The 20,054-nt window shown below is 66.7% G+C and carries 17 protein-coding genes and 1 tRNA gene; 11 read left to right on the top strand and 7 right to left on the bottom strand.

Annotated features, from left to right (window positions below; translation table 11 throughout):
• Window positions 1-68 precede the first annotated feature (68 nt).
• A tRNA-Met gene (locus ArtHe_RS14325) sits at window positions 69-145 on the bottom strand.
• 188 nt (window positions 146-333) lie between these two features.
• Here ArtHe_RS14325 and ArtHe_RS14320 point away from each other — a divergent pair.
• The 4 genes from ArtHe_RS14320 (at window position 334) to ArtHe_RS14305 (ending at window position 6,053) form a co-directional block, all read left to right on the top strand.
• Window positions 334-1,371 (top strand): helix-turn-helix domain-containing protein, encoded by a 1,038-nt coding sequence (locus tag ArtHe_RS14320; RefSeq protein WP_248317564.1) that lies wholly within the window; start codon window positions 334-336, stop codon window positions 1,369-1,371.
• A gap of 150 nt (window positions 1,372-1,521) precedes the next feature.
• Window positions 1,522-3,027 (top strand): APC family permease, encoded by a 1,506-nt coding sequence (locus tag ArtHe_RS14315; RefSeq protein WP_349238358.1) that lies wholly within the window; start codon window positions 1,522-1,524, stop codon window positions 3,025-3,027.
• Between the two features lie 37 nt (window positions 3,028-3,064).
• Window positions 3,065-4,489 carry an aldehyde dehydrogenase family protein gene (locus tag ArtHe_RS14310; protein WP_248317563.1) on the top strand — a complete coding sequence of 475 codons (1,425 nt, stop codon included), beginning with the start codon at window positions 3,065-3,067 and terminating at the stop codon, window positions 4,487-4,489.
• A gap of 28 nt (window positions 4,490-4,517) precedes the next feature.
• Entirely contained in the window at window positions 4,518-6,053 is a 1,536-nt protein-coding gene (locus ArtHe_RS14305; RefSeq protein ID WP_248317562.1) for a GMC family oxidoreductase, read from the top strand.
• A gap of 50 nt (window positions 6,054-6,103) precedes the next feature.
• Here ArtHe_RS14305 and ArtHe_RS14300 read toward each other — a convergent pair whose 3' ends face one another.
• The gene (locus ArtHe_RS14300; protein ID WP_248317561.1) at window positions 6,104-6,514 is read right to left on the bottom strand and encodes a VOC family protein; all 411 of its coding nucleotides are present in this window, start codon (window positions 6,512-6,514) and stop codon (window positions 6,104-6,106) included.
• A 251-nt stretch (window positions 6,515-6,765) separates the two neighbouring features.
• Between ArtHe_RS14300 and ArtHe_RS14295 the strand changes: the two genes are divergently transcribed.
• Window positions 6,766-7,929, top strand: coding sequence for a calcium:proton antiporter (locus tag ArtHe_RS14295; RefSeq protein ID WP_248317560.1), 1,164 nt, complete (start codon window positions 6,766-6,768; stop codon window positions 7,927-7,929).
• A gap of 13 nt (window positions 7,930-7,942) precedes the next feature.
• Here the strand turns inward: ArtHe_RS14295 and ArtHe_RS14290 are convergent, their stop codons facing one another.
• The 5 genes from ArtHe_RS14290 to ArtHe_RS14270 form a co-directional block, all read right to left on the bottom strand.
• Window positions 7,943-8,578, bottom strand: coding sequence for a TetR/AcrR family transcriptional regulator (locus ArtHe_RS14290; protein WP_248317559.1), 636 nt, complete (start codon window positions 8,576-8,578; stop codon window positions 7,943-7,945).
• Window positions 8,579-8,619: 41 nt separating this feature from the next.
• Entirely contained in the window at window positions 8,620-9,795 is a 1,176-nt protein-coding gene (locus tag ArtHe_RS14285) for an FAD-dependent oxidoreductase (protein ID WP_248317558.1), read from the bottom strand.
• On the bottom strand, window positions 9,792-9,983 hold the full coding sequence (locus tag ArtHe_RS14280) for a ferredoxin (RefSeq protein WP_248317557.1): 192 nt from the start codon (window positions 9,981-9,983) through the stop codon (window positions 9,792-9,794). Before ArtHe_RS14280 ends, ArtHe_RS14285 begins: the two co-directional genes overlap by 4 nt.
• Window positions 9,980-11,152 carry a cytochrome P450 gene (locus ArtHe_RS14275; protein WP_248317556.1) on the bottom strand — a complete coding sequence of 391 codons (1,173 nt, stop codon included), beginning with the start codon at window positions 11,150-11,152 and terminating at the stop codon, window positions 9,980-9,982. Before ArtHe_RS14275 ends, ArtHe_RS14280 begins: the two co-directional genes overlap by 4 nt.
• A gap of 71 nt (window positions 11,153-11,223) precedes the next feature.
• The gene (locus tag ArtHe_RS14270; RefSeq protein ID WP_248317555.1) at window positions 11,224-12,948 is read right to left on the bottom strand and encodes an MFS transporter; all 1,725 of its coding nucleotides are present in this window, start codon (window positions 12,946-12,948) and stop codon (window positions 11,224-11,226) included.
• 289 nt (window positions 12,949-13,237) lie between these two features.
• On the opposite strand from ArtHe_RS14270, the gene ArtHe_RS14265 reads away from it, so the two are divergent.
• The 6 genes from ArtHe_RS14265 to ArtHe_RS14240 all read left to right on the top strand — a co-directional run bounded on the left by ArtHe_RS14265 (window position 13,238) and on the right by ArtHe_RS14240 (window position 20,053).
• Window positions 13,238-14,254, top strand: coding sequence for a phosphotriesterase (locus ArtHe_RS14265; protein ID WP_248317554.1), 1,017 nt, complete (start codon window positions 13,238-13,240; stop codon window positions 14,252-14,254).
• A 64-nt stretch (window positions 14,255-14,318) separates the two neighbouring features.
• Window positions 14,319-15,251: a phosphotriesterase gene (locus ArtHe_RS14260; RefSeq protein ID WP_248317553.1), complete on the top strand. Its 933-nt coding sequence runs from the start codon at window positions 14,319-14,321 to the stop codon at window positions 15,249-15,251.
• A 61-nt stretch (window positions 15,252-15,312) separates the two neighbouring features.
• Entirely contained in the window at window positions 15,313-16,434 is a 1,122-nt protein-coding gene (locus ArtHe_RS14255; protein ID WP_248317552.1) for an FAD-dependent monooxygenase, read from the top strand.
• A 12-nt stretch (window positions 16,435-16,446) separates the two neighbouring features.
• Window positions 16,447-17,376 carry an alpha/beta hydrolase gene (locus tag ArtHe_RS14250; protein WP_248317551.1) on the top strand — a complete coding sequence of 310 codons (930 nt, stop codon included), beginning with the start codon at window positions 16,447-16,449 and terminating at the stop codon, window positions 17,374-17,376.
• Window positions 17,376-18,308 carry an MBL fold metallo-hydrolase gene (locus ArtHe_RS14245; protein ID WP_248317550.1) on the top strand — a complete coding sequence of 311 codons (933 nt, stop codon included), beginning with the start codon at window positions 17,376-17,378 and terminating at the stop codon, window positions 18,306-18,308. Before ArtHe_RS14250 ends, ArtHe_RS14245 begins: the two co-directional genes overlap by 1 nt.
• A 14-nt stretch (window positions 18,309-18,322) precedes the next feature.
• Window positions 18,323-20,053, top strand: a complete 1,731-nt coding sequence (locus tag ArtHe_RS14240; protein ID WP_248317549.1) for a CocE/NonD family hydrolase — start codon at window positions 18,323-18,325, stop codon at window positions 20,051-20,053.
• Window position 20,054 lies beyond the last annotated feature (1 nt).

Here is a 20,054-nt window from a genome sequence, read left to right as displayed (position 1 = left end):
AGGATGCGCTGCCCGGGCAAAAAAATAGTCCCGAGCCGGCTAATGCCGGTTCAGGACCATTTCCATAGTGGTTGCGGGGGCAAGATTTGAACTTGCGACCTCTGGGTTATGAGCCCAGCGAGCTACCGAACTGCTCCACCCCGCGTCGTATTTAGAACTCTACAGCACCCCTGCCGGAGCTGCTAATCACGTGGTTCCGGTCACAATTGGCTCCGCCTGCAGCCGTTCACCGATCGGTGAAGGTTGTTCGACGCGGGGAGAAAAATAATGACTTTCCGGTTTCGGTGGCGTAGATTCAGGCTCGTGTGACGCACCTTACTTCGAGGGAGAAGCATGAGTCCTGCAGCCGCCGCCCCGGCTCCCGGTACGGACACGGAACCTGCCGGCCTGCCGGCGGGCACCAAGGTTCCGGATGGCCCGCCAGTTTCCGGCCCGGGCCCGGACACCTCCGAAGCGGCCAGCTTCGCGGAATGGCGGACGCTGGTCTCCGATTCCTTTGTCCCGCTTGAAGCCACCCCCGTGCGTCCCGGCATCCCCCGTTTCGCCGGCAGGCTCACCGGCCGGCGCCTGCGCGAGCTGGCGATCGTCCAGATTGACGCCATGGCGCACCGCGTCGAACGCACCCCCGGGCTGATCAGCGGCGGCGGAGAAGGGTTTTACAAGCTCAGCCTGCAGATGTCCGGGTGCGGGGTGCTGGTGCAGGGCGGCCGGGAAGCAGTCCTGGAGGCGGGTGACCTCGCGATTTACGACACCGGGCAGCCCTACACGCTCAGTTTCGAGGAGGATTTCACCACCCTGGTCCTGATGTTCCCCAAACAGCTGCTGGGCCTCTCCGCGGAGGACATGGCTGAGCTGACCGCCGTCCGCCTGGGCGGCGGGCACCGGCTGGGCCGCGCCGTCGTGCCGTTCCTGACCCAGATTGCCGGGATGCTGCCCGACTTGGACGGCCCGATCGGCCACCGGCTGGCCCTGAACACCGTGGACCTGCTCTCCACCCTGCTGGCCGATGAGGCGTACGCCCGCCCAGGCGCGGACAGCGGGGGCCATGAACGGCTGCTCCGCCGCGTCCAGCACTTCATTGACGGCCAGCTCGCCAACCCCGAACTGTCGCCCGGTTACATTGCCGCGGCCCACTTCATGTCCACGCGGAGCCTGCACAAACTCTTCGAGGACTCGGGCACCACGGTGGCTGCCTGGATCCGCGGCCGGCGGCTGGAAGGCGCCCGGCGGGACCTCGCCGATCCGCTGCAGGCAGACATTCCGGTCGGAGGCATCGGCACCCGCTGGGGGCTGCCGGATCCGGCGCACTTCAGCCGGGTGTTCCGCGCCGCCTACGGACTCTCTCCCTCGGCCTACCGCCTCCACCGCTGAGCCGGCCGGGAAAACAGCACTGCACGGTTCGTCAACAACTGCTCGCGCAAAGCCAAGCTCCGGCACTGTGTTCCAGGACACAGTGGGAAGGCACCCCGTCCGGTCCCGTGTCCGTCCCACGGATTCCGGCCCCGAATCTTGGAGGCTCACGTGTCACTGACCCAGCAGAGCAGTCAGCGCGCAGCGCTTGGGAGCCGCCGGCTCGGCGTTCCCGCCCTGGTTTTTATGATCATCGCTGCGTCCGCGCCGCTGACAGTCGTAGCCGGGGGCGTCACCAGCAACTACGCCGTGACCGGGCTGCTGGGCATCCCGTTGTCCTTCGTCATCCTGGGAGCGGTGCTGGTGCTGTTCTCGGTCGGTTACTCCGCCATGAGCCAGCACGTGCACAACGCCGGAGCGTTCTACGCCTACATTTCCCGGGGACTCGGCAAGCCCGCCGGGGTGGGAGCCGCCGTCGTCGCCCTGATTGCCTACAACGCCATGCAGATCGGCATTTACGGCCTCTTCGGCTTTGCCCTGTCCTCCTTCGTGGGCGGAGCCACCGGGGCGGAAGTGCCGTGGTGGCTGTGCGCCGGCGCCGGCTGGATCGTGGTGGCCCTGCTCGGAATCAACAAGGTTGACCTCTCGGCGAAGGTCCTGGGCGTGCTGGTTGTCCTCGAGTTCCTGATCGTGGTGGTCTATGACGTCCTCGCGCTCAACGTTGCGCCGGAAGGACTCAGCGGCCAGTCGCTGGAACCCGGCAGCCTCTTCGCTGCCGGCGTCGGCGCGGCGCTGGCCTTCAGCATCGCGGCGTTTATGGGCTTCGAATCCGGAGCGATCTACAACGAAGAGGTCAAGGACCCGCGCAGCACTGCCCGCCGCGCCACCTTCATCGCCATCCTCATCATCGCCTGCTTCTATGCGTTCTCCGCCTGGGCCATGGCCGTGGGCGAGGGCGACAGCCAGGTGGTGGCACGCTCTGCCGAGTTTGGGCCGGACCTGATCTTCGTCTTCCTGGGCGAACACGCGCCGGGCTGGTTCGTGGACCTGGCCAACCTGCTCTTCATCACCAGTCTGCTGGCCGCCCTGGTGGCTTTCCACAATGTGGTGGCCCGGTACTTCTTCTCGCTCGGCCGTGAAGGGGTGCTGCCCGCCGCACTGTCGTGGACCAATCCCCGCAGCCAGGCACCGGTGGCCGGATCCCTGGCCCAGTCCGCTCTCGCCCTGGTCCTGCTGGGCGTGTTTGCCGCCGCCGGGACCGGCCACGAGTACGGTCCGCTCTTCCCGGTCCTGACCATGTTCACGTGGCTCACCAACCTGGGTGCGTTCGGGCTGGTGCTGCTGATGGCCCTGACGTCCTTCGCCGTGGTCGGCTATTTCCGCCGCAGCCCGCACGGACACGGAACCTGGACGCGGACGGTTGCCCCGGCTGCCGCCGGCCTCGCCCTGACCGTGCTGTGGCTGCTGATCGTCGTGAACTTCGACGTCCTCATCGGCCTGGAGGAAGCAAGCGTCCTCGGCTGGCTGCTGCCGGCGATCGGCGTGCTGCCGGGCCTGGGCGGCATTGCCTGGGCGCTGTGGCTCCGCTCGGCCCGCCCGGCGGTCTACGCCGGAATCGGCGGCGCGGACTCCGTCCCCGAGCCTGCCGATACCGCAGCTGCCGGAAACCGGCCCTGATACTTTCCCGTCCATCCCTTCAAAAAAGGAGCAGTACATGCAGACCCCCGTGACCCTCATCAGCTTTCAGGACCTGCTGGCCGCGATTAAGGCGCCCGGTGATTCCCGGGACATCCTGGACCCGGCTACCGGCGAGGTAGTGGCCGCCGCCCCGGTGCATACCACCGCGGACCTGGAAGCCGCGGTGACCGCTGCCGAGCAGGCCCAGCCGGCGTGGGCCGGCCTGAGCCATGTCGAGCGGTCCGCGTACCTGAACCAGGCCGCCGACGCCGTTGAGGCCGCTGCCGAAGGGCTGGCCGAGCTGCTCTCGCGTGAGCAGGGTAAACCCCTGAACGGGCCGAATGCCCGCTTCGAGGTCGGGGCGTGCGCGTCGTGGCTGCGGGCCACGGCGTCGTTCGAGCTCGAGCCCGAGGTGCTGGTGGACGACGGCGGCGGCCGCGCCGAACTGCACTACCGGCCCCTGGGCGTGGTGGGAGCGATCGGCCCGTGGAACTGGCCGATGATGATCAGCATCTGGCAGCTCGCCCCCTCGCTGCGCATGGGCAACACCGTGGTGATGAAGCCTTCCGAATACACGCCGCTGTCCGTGCTGGCCCTGGCCGCGGTCCTGAACCAGGTCCTCCCCGCGGATGTGCTGCACGTGGTTTCCGGCGGCCGGGACGTAGGCGAGGCTTTGTCTGCGCATCCGGGCATCGCGAAGGTCATGTTCACCGGCTCCACCGCCACGGGCAAGGCGATCATCCGGTCCTCCGCGGACACGGTGAAGCGCCTGACCCTGGAGCTCGGCGGCAACGACGCCGGCATTGTGCTGCCCGATGCTGATCCTGCCGCGATTGCCGAGGACCTGTTCTGGGGTGCGTTCATCAACACCGGGCAGACCTGCGCGGCACTGAAGCGGCTGTACGTGCATGAGGACATTTACGACGGCGTGGTTGACGCGCTGGCCGGTGTCGCGGCGGCGATGCCGATGGGTGTGGGCCTGGACGAGGCCAATGTCCTGGGTCCGCTGCAGAACAAGGCGCAGTTCCGGATCGTTGCTGACCTGGTGCAGGCGGCGAAGGATGCCGGGGCGCGGATCGTGACCGGCGGGAACCCGGAGGAGAACCAGCCGGGGTATTTCTATCCGGCGACCGTGGTGGCGGACATCGGAAACGATAATCCGCTGGTGGCGCAGGAACAGTTCGGTCCGGCGCTGCCGATCATCAAGTACTCCACCGTGGATGAGGCGGTGGAGATGGCCAACGGCCTGGATGTGGGGCTCGGCGCGTCGGTGTGGTCTGCGGATAAGGACGCGGCGCTGGCTGTGGCTGCGCGGATCGAGGCCGGCACGGTCTGGATCAACAAGCACGGGAACGTGGACCCGCGGCTGCCGTTCGGCGGTGCCAAGCAGTCCGGCTACGGCCTGGAGTTCGGGGTGGAAGGGCTCAAGCAGCTCGGCGCTCCGCAGGTTATCAGCTACTAATCCACCCAGAGATCGAAAGGCCTGAGCAATGAAGCTTCCGGTTGAAACCCCCTATCTGGTCATTGGAGCCGGCTCTGCCGGCAACGTCGTCGCGCGCCGCCTGCTCGATGCCGGCAAACAGGTCCTGGTCCTGGAAGCCGGGGACCAGGACACCAACCCGGACATCGCCCACCTCAACACCCTCGGCGCCCTCTGGCACAGTCCGCAGGACTGGAACTACTACACCACCGAGCAGGCCGGCGCCTCAGGGCGGCGCATGCACCTGCCCCGCGGCAAGGTCATGGGCGGCTCGCACGCCCTCAACGCCTCCATCTGGGTGCGCGGGGACCGCTGGGATTACGATTCCTGGGCCGAGGCCGGCTGCGAGGGCTGGTCCTGGGACGAGGTGCTCCCGGTCTTCAAGGCCATCGAAGACTACGACGGCGGTGCCTCCGACACGCGTGGCACCGGCGGACTGCTCGATGTGGTGCAGGACTTCCCGCGCAACCCGGTCCAGGAGGACATGCTGGCCGGAGCGCAGGAAATCGGCCTGGATCTGAACCCGGACTACAACTCCGGCAGCGTCGAAGGTGTTTCCCGGATGCAGCTCAACGTCCGGGACGGCAAACGGTTCAACACCTGGCACGCCTACCTCAAGCCGGTCATGGACCACCCGAACCTCACCCTGCTCACCGGCGCCCACGTGCGCCGGCTGCTGCTCGAGGACGGCACCGTCGCCGGCGTCGAATTCGAGTACGAGGGTGCCCTGTGCAGCGTCCGGGCCGCGGAAACCATCCTGTGTGCCGGGGCCATCAACTCGGCCGAACTGCTGCTGCGCTCCGGCATCGGGCCGGCCGCGGAACTGGAGGCAGCCGGCGTCGAACCGGTCCTGGACCTGCCCGGCGTGGGCAAGAACCTGCAGGACCACCTGCTTGCCCCCGTGGTCTTCTCCTCCGGATCGCGGCCGGTGCCGGACGGCGAGGTGGCACCGGCGGAGGTGCACCTGTTCTGGAAGTCCCGGCCGGAGCTGCCGGTGCCGGACACCCAGCCCATTTTCTTCTCCGTGCCGATGTACTCGCAGGACTACGCCATGGGGGAGATGACGGGCCCGGCGAACGGCTTCTCGATGCTTGGCGGCCTGGTCCGTCCGGCGAGCCGCGGCGAAATCACCCTGACCGGCCCCTCGCCGGAAGACCCGCTGCGGATCGATCTGGGCGCACTGAGTGAGCAGGCCGACGTCGATGCCCTGGTCGCCAGCGTGCGGCAGTGCCGGGAAATCGGCCGGTCGGAGGCACTTGCCGGCTGGGAGCCCAAGGAACTGCATCCCGGCCCGGCCGTCTCGGACAGCGATGAGGACCTGGCCAAATACGTCCGCGACTCCGTGGTGACTTACCACCACCAGGTGGGGACCTGCCGGATGGGCACTGACGATCTGGCCGTGGTGAACCCCGCGGATCTCCGCGTGCACGGGCTGGCGGGGATCCGGATCGCCGATGCCTCGGTCATGCCGATGGTTACCACCGGCAACACCAACGCACCCACGGTGATGATCGCCGAGCGGGCCGCGGGAATGATCACCGGCTAGCTGTCCTGAGACTGAGGCAGACAGTTAACCGGCGGATCCGGCCGGCGCGCTCACTGCGCGCTGGCCGGATCCATCCACATGAATTCCCAGATATGCCCGTCCGGATCGGTGCAGGAGCCTGAATACATACCGGGCATCATTTCCCGGGCGGGGGAGTAAATGGCCCCGCCTCCGGGCTCGACCTTCGCCAGCAGGGCGTCGACCTCAGCGCGGCTGCCGCAGCTGATTCCGTTGATGACCGCCTTGCTGGACGCATCCGTATGGACCGCATCGCCGTCGGCCAAAAAGCTCTGGAAGAAGCTCTTTTCCAGGAGCATCACTACGATCGCATCCGAGATGACGACGGCAGTGGCCCGCTCGTCACTGAACAGATCATTCTTCTCGAAACCGAGTCCCAGGTAGAAGTTGGTGGACGCGGCCAGATCACTGACCGGCAGGTTGGGGAAAATCATGCGTTCCATGGCTGCTCCCATGCAGGTGGACGGCGTGTGTATGGCCCCAAATCTAACGGCCCAGCCTCCCGGGTCAAGGCCCTTGCGGGGGGAGCCCCGAGCTGGCAGCCGGAAGTTGGCTATAATTGGGAACACCCACGCGCTGTCCGGCCGCCACACCGGATACCGGCACGACTGGACAGCAGCCGCGAACTTGATGGGCGGGACGACCCGCTCTTTTCCTTTGATACGGGGACGGCCCCGTTGAACAGGACGCCGCTGTGAGCCATGCTCCTCTCCGTTCCATCATCACCCCCTCCGCCATCCTCCGCATCGTGCTGGGGTGGGGTACGTTCCTTGGCCTGGTTGCCGCCGGGCCCCTGCTCGAACCGCCGGTTCCGGCTCCGGTGCTGATCACCGCCCTCACGGTCATTGTCGGCGTTATCCTGGTCTGCGCCTTCGGCGTGGTCCACGAGGCCGAGCACCTGGCCCGCCGGCTCGGCGACCCCTACGGTTCGCTGGTCCTGACACTGTCGATCGTGATGATCGAAGTCATCCTGATCGCGGCCGTGATGCTCGGCCCGGGTGAGCACGCCACCATCGCCCGTGACTCCGTGATGGCCGTGTCCATGATCATCCTGAACGCCGTCATCGGTCTGTCCCTGCTTGTGGGAGGGCTCAGACATGGGGGCATGCGGCACAACCGCACAGGCACCTCGGCTTATCTATCCCTGCTGGTTGTCCTGTCCGCGCTGGCGCTGGCCCTGCCCGCCCTTATCGGCACCGGGGGGTCCTACACCGCCGGGCAGGAAATTCCGATCATCGTGCTGACCCTGGCCCTCTACGTGTTCTTCCTGTTCCGGCAGATGGGCCGGCAGGCAGCTGACTTCCGGGAAGTCACCACCGCACCGGATCAGGCCCCGGCAGCAGGTGAAAAGCGCTCCGCGGACGATAGTGCCCGCCCCCGAGTCACACAGGTCATCGCCAGGCACCGGACCGAACTGGTGCTGCGCGTTGCCGTGCTGCTGGTGACGGTCCTGCCCATCGTGCTGCTCTCCCACGACATGGCTACACTGCTGGACGACGGGCTGGGGCGGGTCGGAGCGCCAGCCGCGCTGGCGGGGACCCTGATCGCGATGATTGTCTTCCTGCCCGAATCGATCACGTCCGTCCGGGCCGCGCTGAAGGGCGAGGTCCAGCGGGTCAGCAACCTGTGCCACGGGGCCCTCGTCTCAACGGTCGGCCTGACGATTCCGGCGGTCCTGATCATCGGCGCCCTGACAGGCCAGACCGTTGTGCTGGGCGAATCACCCGCCAACCTGCTGCTGCTGGGCGTGAGCCTGCTGTTGTCCATCACCACCTTCGCGGCGAAGAAGACCACGGCCATGCACGGGGCAGCGCACCTGGCGGTGTTCGGCGTCTACGCTTTGGTGGTCTTCGCCTAGCCGGGGGCGAAGGTCAGCTGCGCGGCAGGACCGCGTGGCCCTCATCACAGAGCAGGTGGTACCAGCTGTCCGCCAGCACCTCGATCGCGTGTTCACGGTTGGGTTCGAGCTTGCGGCGGGTCCACAGGGTGGCCACATAATCCAGCTGCGTGAAGGCGAGGGTCCCGCGGATATGGTGGGTCTCTTCGGAAAAACGGCCGGCCTGCTGCATACCGCGCACCAGGTCGGAGATGACTTCTTCATGCCAGGCTTCCACCATGGTCCGGACCTCAGGGTCCACGGCCGCCGCTTCGTCGAGAACATCGAGGTACGGGCGGAACACCGGCCACAGGGCGGCGCGGGATTCGAGCCAGGACAGGATGCCGGAGAGCTCCCCGGCCCGCACCGCGTCAACCAGTTCGACGGCGGTGGACGTGCTGTCGGGAGCGCTGGCACGGTCGAGGAACGCGTTCACGCGTGACATGAAGTCCCGCATCAGGTCGGTGCGGGAAGGGTAGTACGCGTAGAAAGTCACCCGGGTGGTCCCCGCCGCCGCCGCGATTTCATCGATGGTGGTGGCCGCGTAGCCCTTGGCAGTGAAGAGCTCCAGGGCGCGTTCAACGATCGTGTCCCGCGTGAGTTGTTTCTGGGCTTCTCGCAGCGACGACATGGGACAACCCTAACCTGACATTGGTGGTACGGCTGCCCGGATTACGCCCGGGCAGCCGGGCGGAGTGCAGCTGGTCCGCTGTCCGCGAGCCGGCGCAGCCTGGGGACCGGAATCCGGTAGTTGACGGCGGCTGCGGTGCCCGAACCCTCCGGGTTTTCCCAGCGGAGCAGCCTCGCATCTTCCGAACTGCCGGACTCGCTGAAAACCGGGTCACCCACAGCCGGAGTGGGCCCAATAACCTTCAGCGCCAACCCGAATCCTTCCGTCCAGAAGTATGGCTGGAACTCCAGCTCCGGGGCGGCATCCCCGTGCAGGAGCCCCAGCGCCGCCGCCTTGGCCTGTTCGATCGCGCTGGTCCAGAGCGGAACACGGGCCATCCCCTGAGGGGAGGGGAACCAGGCAACGTCCCCGGCGGCGGCGATTTCCGGACGGACGCGTCCGCGGGAATCCGCGTGCAGCTCGCCGCCGGCGGTCAACAGGCCGGTACCGGCCAGCCAGCCGGTGTTCGGCTGATCGCCAATGGCAGAGACAACCAGGTCTGCCTCCAGTCCGGTGCCGTCGGCCAGGACCACCCGGGCCGCACCGCCGGACTCAGCCAGCTGCGCCCGCCCGCCGAGGACCAGGCGCAGGCCCCGCCGTTCCGCCGCAGCTGTGAAGAGTCCCGACAGATGTCCGCCCAACTGGCGGGAGAGCGGCGGAGCGTCGGACACCAGGGTGACGTCACAACCGGCGGCCAGGCATCCCGAAGCCACCTCCATGCCGAGTGCACCGCCGCCGACCACCACCACCGAGGGCCGTCCGGCAACCCGTTCCTTCAAGGCCACCGCGTCTTCGATGGTGCGCAGCGTGAGTTCCGGCGGCCCGCCGTTATGCCCGGGAGTCAGTCTCCGGGCGCTCGATCCCGAGGCGATGACCAGCCCGTCATACGGCAGATCCGTGCCGTCGTCGAGCCGCACGATCCGGGCGTCGGGGTCCAGGCCGGCGGCGCTGACGCCAAGGATTTCGTCGGCCCCGTGCGACGGCGCGGGCAGCTCATGAGTGGTGAGCTGGTCATCGCCGTGCAGCAGGGCCTTGGACAGGGCCGGGCGGCTGTAGGGCTGATGCCGTTCCGCGCCCACTACGGTAAGTTCTCCGTCGAAACCGGCAGCCCGCAGGGCATCGCAGGCGGTCAGGCCCGCGATGCCGTTGCCGGCGACGACGATCCTCCGCAGCGTCATGAGGCCAGCCGGAGCGCGGCTACAGGGCAGACCCGGACGGCGGCCTTCGCGGCGGCAGCGTCCGGGCCGTCCACCTCCGGAACGTCGATGATGAGCTCACCGTCGTCGTCAAGGTGCATGAGGTCCGGTGCCGCCTCTTCGCAGAGGCCGTGGCCCTCACAGCGGGGCCGGTCGAGTTCGATCCTCATGCGGCCACCACCTTTACCACCGGCAGTTCCTCGAAGCTGCGGGTGATATTACTGGGTACCGTAACCTCGGTTCCTGTCTGGATTTCCTTAATGTGCCGGGCCAGGGCGGCAATCACGGCCTGGCCTTCGAGCCGGGCCAGACCCTGGCCTGCGCAGCCGTGGGGGCCGTAGCCGAAGGACAGGTGATCCACCGGATTGCGGGTGACGTCAAACGTGCCGGCGTCGTCGTAATGGCGTGGATCGTGGTTTCCGGCGCCGAAAAGAATGCCCAGCTGCGCACCGGCCGGGATGAGCGTTCCGTCGACTTCGACGTCACGGGTGGCGGTGCGTCCCCACACATGGATCGGCGGCCAGAAGCGCAGCACTTCGGCAAACGCTGAGGGCACCAGCTCCGGGTTCTCCCGCAGCAGCGCCAACTGCTCCGGGTGGCGGCCGAACAGGGCCACGGCATTGCCGATCGAAGCGATCGTGGTGTCCACGCCGGCGCCAAGGTACTGGTGGATGATGTGCCCGGCGGAGCCCTCGGGGATGTCGCCACGTGCCTCGGCTTCGAAGATACCGCGGCCAATCGAGCCGGGCGTCAGGTCCTCGGCCGTGACTGACGCGCACCAGCCGTAGAGCTCCCCGGCAATCGGAAAGTTCTCCTGGGTGCGCTGGTTCAGCGGACCCAGCACCTGCATGGCGGCCTGGCCCCAGCGCAGCATGTTGTCCTTGACCTGGCCGTTAAAACCGATCAGGTCCGCCACGATTTCGAGCGGGAAGGCCCGTGCCAGATCGTCGATCGCCTCAAAGCTGCCGCGTGCTGCGAGTTCGGACACCAGTTTGTCCGCTTTCTCGTCGATGACCACCTTGAGCCCGCGGAGGGCCCGGGGTGTGAGGTTTTCGGACAGGGCGGCCCGCAGCTGCGTGTGCTGGGGCGGATCGGATGCCAAGGAAGTGCCCTGCAGGGCTTCGTTTACCATCGGGTTGAAGCCCAGGGAGGTGGAGGAGAAGGTCTCCGGGTCTCCCAGGGCATCCCGGATCAGGTCGTAGCGCGTGAGGACGTACAGGTCGTTCTTCGGCAGGTAGACAACACCGGCCTGCTCCCGCAGCGCAGTGTAGGTGGGAAAGGGATCGACCAGGACGGCGTCATCCCAAATGTCGATATCTGATTCAGTGCGTGTAGTCACGGCAGCCTCCTGTTGGGGAAAGGGTGGAGAAAAGGTAGTGGACGGTTGTGGATCGGTGCAGCCGGTTCGGGTCAGTCAAGGGCAGGCACTGAATCGGCGGGGGCAGCTTCCGCGGCCTGGGCCGCGGGGGCCGAAGAGGAACGTCCCGGGACAAAAAGGGTCAGGAACGCGGACACCGTTGCCGTGATTCCGGCCACCAGGTAGACGGTCTGGAACCCCTGTCCGAGCGATGAACCGGCCGCTCCCTGGATGCCGGGCTGGGCAGCGTTCAGCGCCTGGACCATACCGTCCACGGCGGTTTGCGGTGCGCCGGAGGCCAGTGCCTGGCCGGTGAATCCGGCAATGATGTCGGGCCAGCCGGAGAGGAAGGCCAGCGGCGGAATCTGGGCGAGACCGGCGGCGGCTTCCGCCGGGAGTCCGGCCCCGCCCAGGAGCCCGGCCAGGGGTGCGGCAAACAGGGAAGCACCGACGCTGAAGGCGATAGCCGAGCCGACAATCGGGCCCAGCGCGAAGCCGAGGTCACGCAGCAGGTTGGTGGTGGCCGACGCCATGCCGATCTCCTGCGGCTGCACCGTATTGATCGCCACCGCGGTCACGGAACCAACGGTCAGGGCGAATCCGGTGCCCAGAAGCGCCAGCGGCGGGATGAAAGCGGTCCAGGGGGTGCCGCCGAAGGCTTCGGGTGTTCCGAGGGAGAAGGTGGAGAGCCAGTAGCCTGCAGCGGCCATCAAAGCGAAGCCGGAGGTCAGGACCCAGCGCGGGGCTACATGGTGGATCAGCCAGCCCACCACGGGAATGAAGATGAAGGCCGGGCCCTGGATGAAGACAAAAAGCACGCCGACCTTCCACGTCTCGGTCAGCGCCAGCCCGCCGACAGCGACTGAGGTGCTGAAGCAGACAGCCAGGAAAGCAAACATGCCGGTGACGGCCACGATTCCGGTGATCGAGTACGCGCGGTTCTTGAACAGCGAGAGATGGATCAGCGGCTGCGGTGTCCGTGATTCGATGAGGATGAACAGGGCAATCAGGACGGCGCCGGTGATGTAACCGGCGATGACGACCGGAGCGCCGAAACCGGAGTCGACGGCGGTGACGGTGGCAAAGAGCACGGCGATCAGGCCCAGTGCCAGGGTGGCCTGGCCGGGGAGGTCCAGTTTCCGTCCCTGCGGTGCAGCGGAATCCTTGGCCCGCACAGCCACGATGAGCAGCAGGACGGCCAGTCCGGCCGCGGCGTAGTAGGCAACGCGCCAGCCGCTGAAAACATTGGCAGCGCCCGGTTCGGCACCGGGAATCGTGAAGATCTGGGCGGTGAGCCCGGCCAGCACGGGGGAGATGACCGCGCCGAGGGAGAGGAACCCGGCCCAGGTGGCGATCACGCGGGCACGGGCACGGGGATCCGGCGTGATGGCAGCGATCATGGACAGCGAGATGGGGAAGAGGATGCCGGCACCGATACCGCCGATGGCCTGCGCGGCGATCATGACCCCGGTTACCGGGGCGAGGGCGGCGAGAACGGAACCGGCGATGCTGAGCACCGCACCGGCGCACAGCAGCTTCTTGCGCCCGAACAGGTCTCCCAGGACTCCCCAGCTGAGCTCGAACACCACCACACCAACCATAAAAACGCCGGCAATCCAGGTCAGTCCGGCTCCGGAGGTGTGAAACTCTGCGGCGAAAGTGCCGTTGAGAGCTCCGGGGAGGGCATTGGTCATCTGGGCGAGGGTGACGGCGCCGTATGCGGCCAGGAACGTGGCCCGTGCCGAACCTGCCCTCGTCTTTGTGCTGATCTGGCTCATCGGTGAAAACTCCTTTGTTTCCGCGTGACCTGCGAACTGGGGTGGGCTGGTGGCTGGCACCGGGAGGGATGGAGTGGACGCCGGAGAGGTGATTGGCGTCACAGCACACAGTGTGGGTCACCCTTTACATCGTGTCAACAGCGCCAACAGAGCGTCTGCGTAACAAACGAGACGCAAAGAGTTTGCTTGACATCGTGTAAAGGAAACTGTGAGGATAGCCACACCGCAGCGGAAATATGGCCCTGGTCACAACCCCGCATCCGTATCCAAGCTTCAAAGGAGAGGCCCCGTGAGCCACTTCGCAGGCGGAGACGCCAGCACATCCACCACTTCCGCAGGAGGCGGGACGGTAAACACCGTCCTGGGCCCCGTTCCCGCCGGCGAGCTGGGGGTTACCTCGATCCACGAAGCCCTGCTCTCAGTCGTTCCGGGTGCCGAATATGCGCCGGAGATCAGCATGGACCGTGCGGAGATCTTCGAGCTCCTTGCCGGCAAACTCCGCGAGTTCGGCCGGCAGGGCGGACAAACCATCGTGGACAGCACCGGCATGTTCCACGGCCGGGACCTGCGCCTGTACGAGGCGCTGTCCAAGGCCACGGGCATCCACATCATCGCCTCCACCGGCATGGGCCCGGAGGAAATGCTGGGCGGATATTTCCTGACCCCGCAGACCAACCCGCCCACCCCGTGGCCGGCGGAGAAATTCGCGGACCTTTTCACTAAGGAAGTGACGGAGGGCATGGTCATACCGCGCCTCGAACGGCGCGCTCCCGCAGGACTGGTGGCCACCGCCGCAGACCGCAGCGGCATCACCCCGACTGAGGAGAGCCTGTTCCGGGGCGCAGCCCGGACAGCGCTCGCCACCGGGATCCCGGTGTCTCTGCGGTTCGGAGCAGATGCGGTGCGGGACCTCGACGTCGTCCTGGACGAAAAGCTCCCGGCGGACCGTGTGGTCGTGGGCGGGCTGGACCGGAAGGACGCCGCCGGTGCCGGTGCTGCCCTGGAGATCGCCCGCCGCGGCGCCTACGTGGGAATCGACCACGTAGGCCTGAACGACGACGACGCCTACCTCGACGATTCCGCGCGGGCCAACCTGGTGCTCGAACTCGTGGCAGCAGGCCACAGGGACCGGATCCTGCTCTCTTCCAACGCCATTGGTGTTGCCAAGGGCCAGCCGGATTACGACCTGCCCTTCGGTTACGTCCTGACCAGCTTTGTCCCGTTCCTGCAGTCAATGGGCCTGTCCGCAGAGGATGCCCGGTGCATCGTCTCGGACAACCCCCAGGCTCTGCTGTCTGTGCGCTAGCCGCGCCGACGTTCAGATTTCTCCTATTTATCGAGGTGTTGGTTTGTCGAAGGTAAACACAGTTTTGGGAACCGTCCCGGCCGAAGAGCTGGGCATCGTGGCCATCCACGAGCACATCGGCTACGGCATGCCGGGCAGTGAGCTGGATGCAAAGTGGTGGAAGACGCCGGAGCAGCGCTACGGCGAAACGGTGCCGAAACTGCGCCGGTTCCACGACCACGGCGGCGGCACGTTCGTTGATGCCACCGGCATCTGCAACGGCCGCGACGTGGACTACTACAAGTCCCTCTCCGCCAAGACCGGCGTCCACATCATTGCCTGCACCGGGTTCGTCGGCGGCGACACCGCCCTGCCGCACTTCGCCCGGGCCTCCGTGGATTACCTGGCCAAGGTCTTCATCCACGAGATCACCGTAGGCATCGGCAACACCGGCAGCAGGGCCGGCGTCATCAAAGTCGGCGTGAGCCGCGGCGGGCGCATGACCGAGCTGGATAAGCGCATCTACCGCGCGGCCGCCCGCGCCGCCGTCGTCACCGGCGTTCCGATCCTCACCCACCTGGCCATCGATCCGCAGCCGGCGATCGAGATCTTCGACCAGGAAGGCCTGCCGCTGGACCGGGTGCTCTTCGGGCACGCCGACGACGGGCTGAACGCCCCGAACACGCCCAGCGAATGGATCATGGGCCAGGGCGGCCGCATCGGCTTCGACACCTTCGGCTATGAGACCGAACTGCCGGATCCGCCGTTCTGGGCACGTCCCCGGAAGGAGCGCCTGAACCACTTCCTGGACCTGGTGGAGAAGGGCCATCTCGACCGGCTGCTCGCCTCGGCCGACGCCAACTGCAGCCCGCTGGGCTGGCCGGGCGTTAAAGGCCACACGGTCAACTACATCTTCGAAGACCTCATCCCCGATCTGCGGGCAGCGGGCTTCGACGAAGCGTCCATCAACACCCTCTTCGTCGACAACCCCGCCGATTTTCTCTCCATCCACGCCTAGCCCACCTCCTCAATTTTCGACGGCGCAGCGACGCGTCCGTCCCAAAGAAAGCGACCCAGCCATGAAGATTTCCGAGATCAAAGACCTGCAGATCGCCATCATCGGCGGCGGGTACGGCGGCGCGGCCGCTGCCATCGCGCTGCGGAACATCGGCGCCGAAAACGTCCATGTCTATGAGCAGGCCCCGGCCCTGGGGCAGGTTGGAGCCGGTATCGGTCTCCGCCCGATCACGGTTGAGCTGTTCCGCAAGTGGGGAATCTTCGAGAAAATCGCTGCGGTGAGCTCGCCGAGTGACTACCTGGAGATCCTCAGCGCCGACGGGAAGCATGTGCTGGCGCAGGAAATCTGGCCCCAGCTCAACGATTTCGAGCAGCCGAACCATACGCGCATCATCCACCGCGGAGACTTCATTGACGCCCTGCTCGGCGTCCTGCCGGCGGAAATGGTGCACCTCGACCACAAGTTCTCCGGCATCGAGGACCTGGGGGAGAAGGCCAGGGTCACGTTCGAAAACGGCGCCACCGTCACCGCGGACCTGGTCATCGGGGCTGACGGTATCCGCTCCCTGGTCCGCAAGGAACTCTTCTCCGACCAGGAACCCGTCTTCGCCGGTGAGCACGCCTACCGTGCGGTGATCTCCCTGGACGATGCCTTTGGCCTCGCCGCGGACGACAACAACCCCCGTTTCTACATGGGCGAAAACGGCACGATCGCCTACAACCTGCCCCTGCGCCACCGCGGCGAGGTCTCCTATGACATCACCGCACCCTCGCAGGACGGCTCCTGGGCACCGGAAATCACCAACGACTACCTGGTCTCCCTGCTGGAAGGCTTTGACCCGCGGATCGTGGACATCGCCCGCAACCTGGACCTCAGCACGGTCACCAGCCGCTCAGTGTTCGACATTGACCCGGTCGAAAACTGGCACACGGACAGCGTGGCACTGCTCGGCGACGCCGCCCACGCCATGCTGCACCACCAGGGCCAGGGTGCAAACTCGGCGATCCTGGACGCCGGCGGCCTCACCGATGCTCTGCTGGAAGCCGCCTCGGTCAAGGAAGCGCTGGCGCTGTACCAGGCCACCCGCAAGCCGGTCACCGACGAACTGCAGCGCCTCTCCCGGCTGGGCTGGAACGCCAACGCTGTCGAATCGGCGTTCCCCGAGCAGGCCGCAGCCAAGTAACGAAGGTCAGAAATGCCAATTCATCCCGAAATAGCCAAGCTCCTCGCCGCCCTTCCGGCACCGCCCCAGGGCCCGCTTAACCCAGACGCCATGCGTGCCGGCGAAGCCGCCGAGGTCCCGCCGCTGGAAGACCGCCTGCCGCTGCACGCCGTCGAAGACTCGGTCGCCTCGACCCCCTCCGGGGAGGTTCCGGTACGGATCTACACCCCGGAGGACGCTGAATCCTACGGCGTGCTGGTCTACTTCCACGGCGGCGCGTTCTTCCTCGGAAGCCTGGACACCCATGACCACATGGCCCGGGCCCTCGCGGTGGAAAGCGGCTGGAAAGTCGTTTCCGTGGGCTACCGGCTGGCCCCGGAGGCTGCTTTCCCGGCGGGCCTGGAGGACTGCTACGCCGTCGTGAAATGGGCGGCGGAGCAGGGCGAAATGCTGAAGTGGGACGGGGCGAACCTCGCCGTGGCCGGCGACAGTTCCGGCGGCACGTTCGCTGCCGCCGTCGCCGCGATGGCCAAGGACGACGGTTTCGATGCGATCTCGCACCAGATCCTCTTCTATCCGTCGCTGGACCTGGATTTCGACGTCGAACGCTATGCCTCGATGCGGGAGAACGCGGTGGGATACGGCCTGGAAACCGCGGGACTCAAGCCGTTCAACGCCTTCTACCTGAACAGCGGCGCCGACCCTGCTGATCCGCTGGTGTCACCCATCAAGCGCAAGGATCTCGCCGGCCTGCCGCAGGCGCTGGTCATCACCGCGGAGTTCGATCCGCTGCGCGACGAGGGTGAGCTGTACGCCCAGCGCCTGCGCGCCGCCGGCACCAGGGCAGTCCTGAGCCGCTACGCCGGGGCGAACCACGGATTCGTGGCGAACTTCTCCTGGATCCCGGAGTTTTACGGTGCGTTCGCCGAGGCAGGGAAGTTCCTGCGCCAGAGCGAATCCTGATGCCCGCCGCCATCCATCCGCTGGTCTCGCCCTGGGGCCGGTTCGGGCTGTACAGCTACTTCATCGACGCACCGGAACCAGCGATTGTGGACACCGGCATTGCCTCCTCCCCGGCCGAAGGTCTGCTGCCTGCCCTGAAGGCGCTTGGCCGCAGCATCGAGGAAGTCCGCTGGATCCTGCTCACGCATGGGCACATCGACCACCTCGGTGGAGCCCGGGCGCTCCATGAGCTCACCGGCGGCAAAGCCCAAGTTGTAATCCATGAAGCCGATGCTCCGCTGCTGCGCTCCCGGCAGGCCCACGTGGACGAATACCTGCACGGCCGCAGCCGCTACCTGAACGCGCCCGGCGGCGCGGAACAGCAGGCCGAAACCGCAGACGCGGTCATTTCAGGCGAGATGGAACCCGATGTCCTGCTCAGGGGCGGCGAGACACTGTCCCTCGGCGGGGACGTGCGTGTCTCGGTGCACAGCGTGCCGGGGCACACCCCCGGCTCGGTTGCCTATGGGCTGGACGGTTCGGTGTTTGTGGGTGATGCCGTGCAGATCCACGGTGCCGCCAACCGGTTCCCCGGCTACACCGACCCGGACGCCTACCGCAGAAGCCTCGAGTACCTGCGGGACGTACTCCGCCCGCAGCACCTGTACCTGGGCCACCCGTACCGCGGAGCGGACGGTGAGCCGAACGGCGTCGAACTCGACGCTGCGCAGGCACACCGCGCGCTCCAGGAGAGCCTGGAACTCGAGGCCCGCATCCGGACCAGCGCCGGCCGGGCGCTGCGAGCCGGGCTCCAGGAGTCGGATTCGGTGTACTCGCCCTTTGAACCGGTGGCCGCCGAACTTGGCTACAGCTCCGACCCCACCCTGGAACCGTCGCCGTTTTTTACGACGCTCGACGGCTACCTCACGCTGTTCAACCAGAAGCCTGCCTAAAGGAGCACCCCAGGATGATGCCCAGCTACCAGACGATCAATGCCGGCGGAATGCCGATCGCCGTGCAGAAGGACCTGCGGGTGCCGATGCGCGACGGCGTCGAACTCGCCGCGGATGCCTACCAGGGCACCGCGGACAAACCGCGCCCGGCGCTGGTCGCGCTCAGCCCGTACGGCAAGGAGCTGCAGGCACTGGCACTGACCATGCCGCCGCAGCGCCGTCCCAGCCCCATGTGGGACGGCTGCATCGAGGCCGGGGATATTGCCCGGATCGTGAAGGAGGACTACGTCCACGTCATCGGCGACCTCCGCGGTTCCGGAGCGTCCGGGGGCGAGCACATCGGCAACTACAATGCCGGCGGGGTTTCGCTCGGCCAGGACGCGTATGACTTCATCGAATGGGTCGCCGCGCAGCCCTGGTGCGACGGCAACGTGGGGATGGTCGGGATTTCCTACTTCGGCTCCATGCAGGTGCTCGCCGCCGCCGAACGCCCGCCGCACCTGAAAGCCATCTTCGTTTCCGGCGGCCACTACGATTTCTACGAGACCACGTACCACGGCGGAGTGATGTGGTTTATGCCCCGCGCCGCCCGCGAAGGCCGCGGCGGAGACTCCGGCTGGGCGTTCACGGACCGGGTGAAGTCCCGGATGGTGGAAAAGTACTCACCGGAAGAGCTGAAGAAGCTGGTCGCCGAGCGCCTGGCGGATCCCGACGTCGCCGCCTGGCCCAACCTGGTGCACGTGCTGAACTATCCCACGAACCACGAGGCCTGGTTCGACATCGTGATGAACGACGTCGACGGCGACTGGTACGAGGAACGCAATCCGGTCACCCTGGCACCGAACATCGACATTCCGGTCTGGCTGCAGCTGGACCAGGGCCGCGGCTGGACACTGGACGGCACGGTGGAGCTTTACAACGCTCTGAAGGGGCCGAAGAAGCTGGACATCGGCCCCTACCCGCCCATGCAGTCCCGCCCCTTCATCGAAGAGCACGACAAGATGTTCCGCTGGTACGACTACTGGATCAAGGGCATCGACAACGGGGTGATGGACGAGCCCGCCGTGAGCGTATTTGTGGAGGGATCCCGCGAGGTGGTTACCGCGGCTGCCTGGCCGCCCAAGGACGTGGAGTACAAGCCGCTGTATCTGCGCACCCGCCGCAGGCTCTCCTCCGAACCGGAGCTGATGGGTACGGAGTACGCTGCCCCGGACGGTTTCTACCAGGCGCCGCTGACCGTCACGGACAAGGTGGAGATCCTGGACTGGTCCACTGATGTGTTCGAGGAGCCCACGGAAATGATCGGCACCGGGGCAGCTCATCTCTTCGTCGAGATCGACCAGCCGGACACCAATCTCATTCTGCGGCTCTGGGATGCGGCGCCGAACGGCAAGCGGCAGCTGATCACCACCGGGTACCTCAAGGCCTCGCACCGCGAGCTCGACGAGCAGCGGACCACCGAGGGCAATCCTTACCACCCGCACACCCGTTCCGTCCCGGTCGAGCCGGGGAAGATCGAGGAGTATGTGGTGCGGCTCTATCCGTTCGCGAACACGTTCCTGCCCGGCCACAAGCTGGTCGCGGAGCTCTCCAACAATGAGCCACTGGCCGACGAGCACAACGCGCTGCTGCCTCCGGACGCCTTCCACCTGCCGGTGGGCCGTCCGGTGACGCACAAGATCTACCGCGACGCCGAACATCTGTCCCGGCTGGTGCTGCCGTACACGCTTCCCACCTTGGGCTAGC

It is taken from the genome of Arthrobacter sp. Helios (genome assembly GCF_023167125.1).
GTDB lineage: Bacteria > Actinomycetota > Actinomycetes > Actinomycetales > Micrococcaceae > Arthrobacter_B > Arthrobacter_B luteolus.
This window is presented reverse-complemented; position numbering and strand designations above follow the sequence as displayed.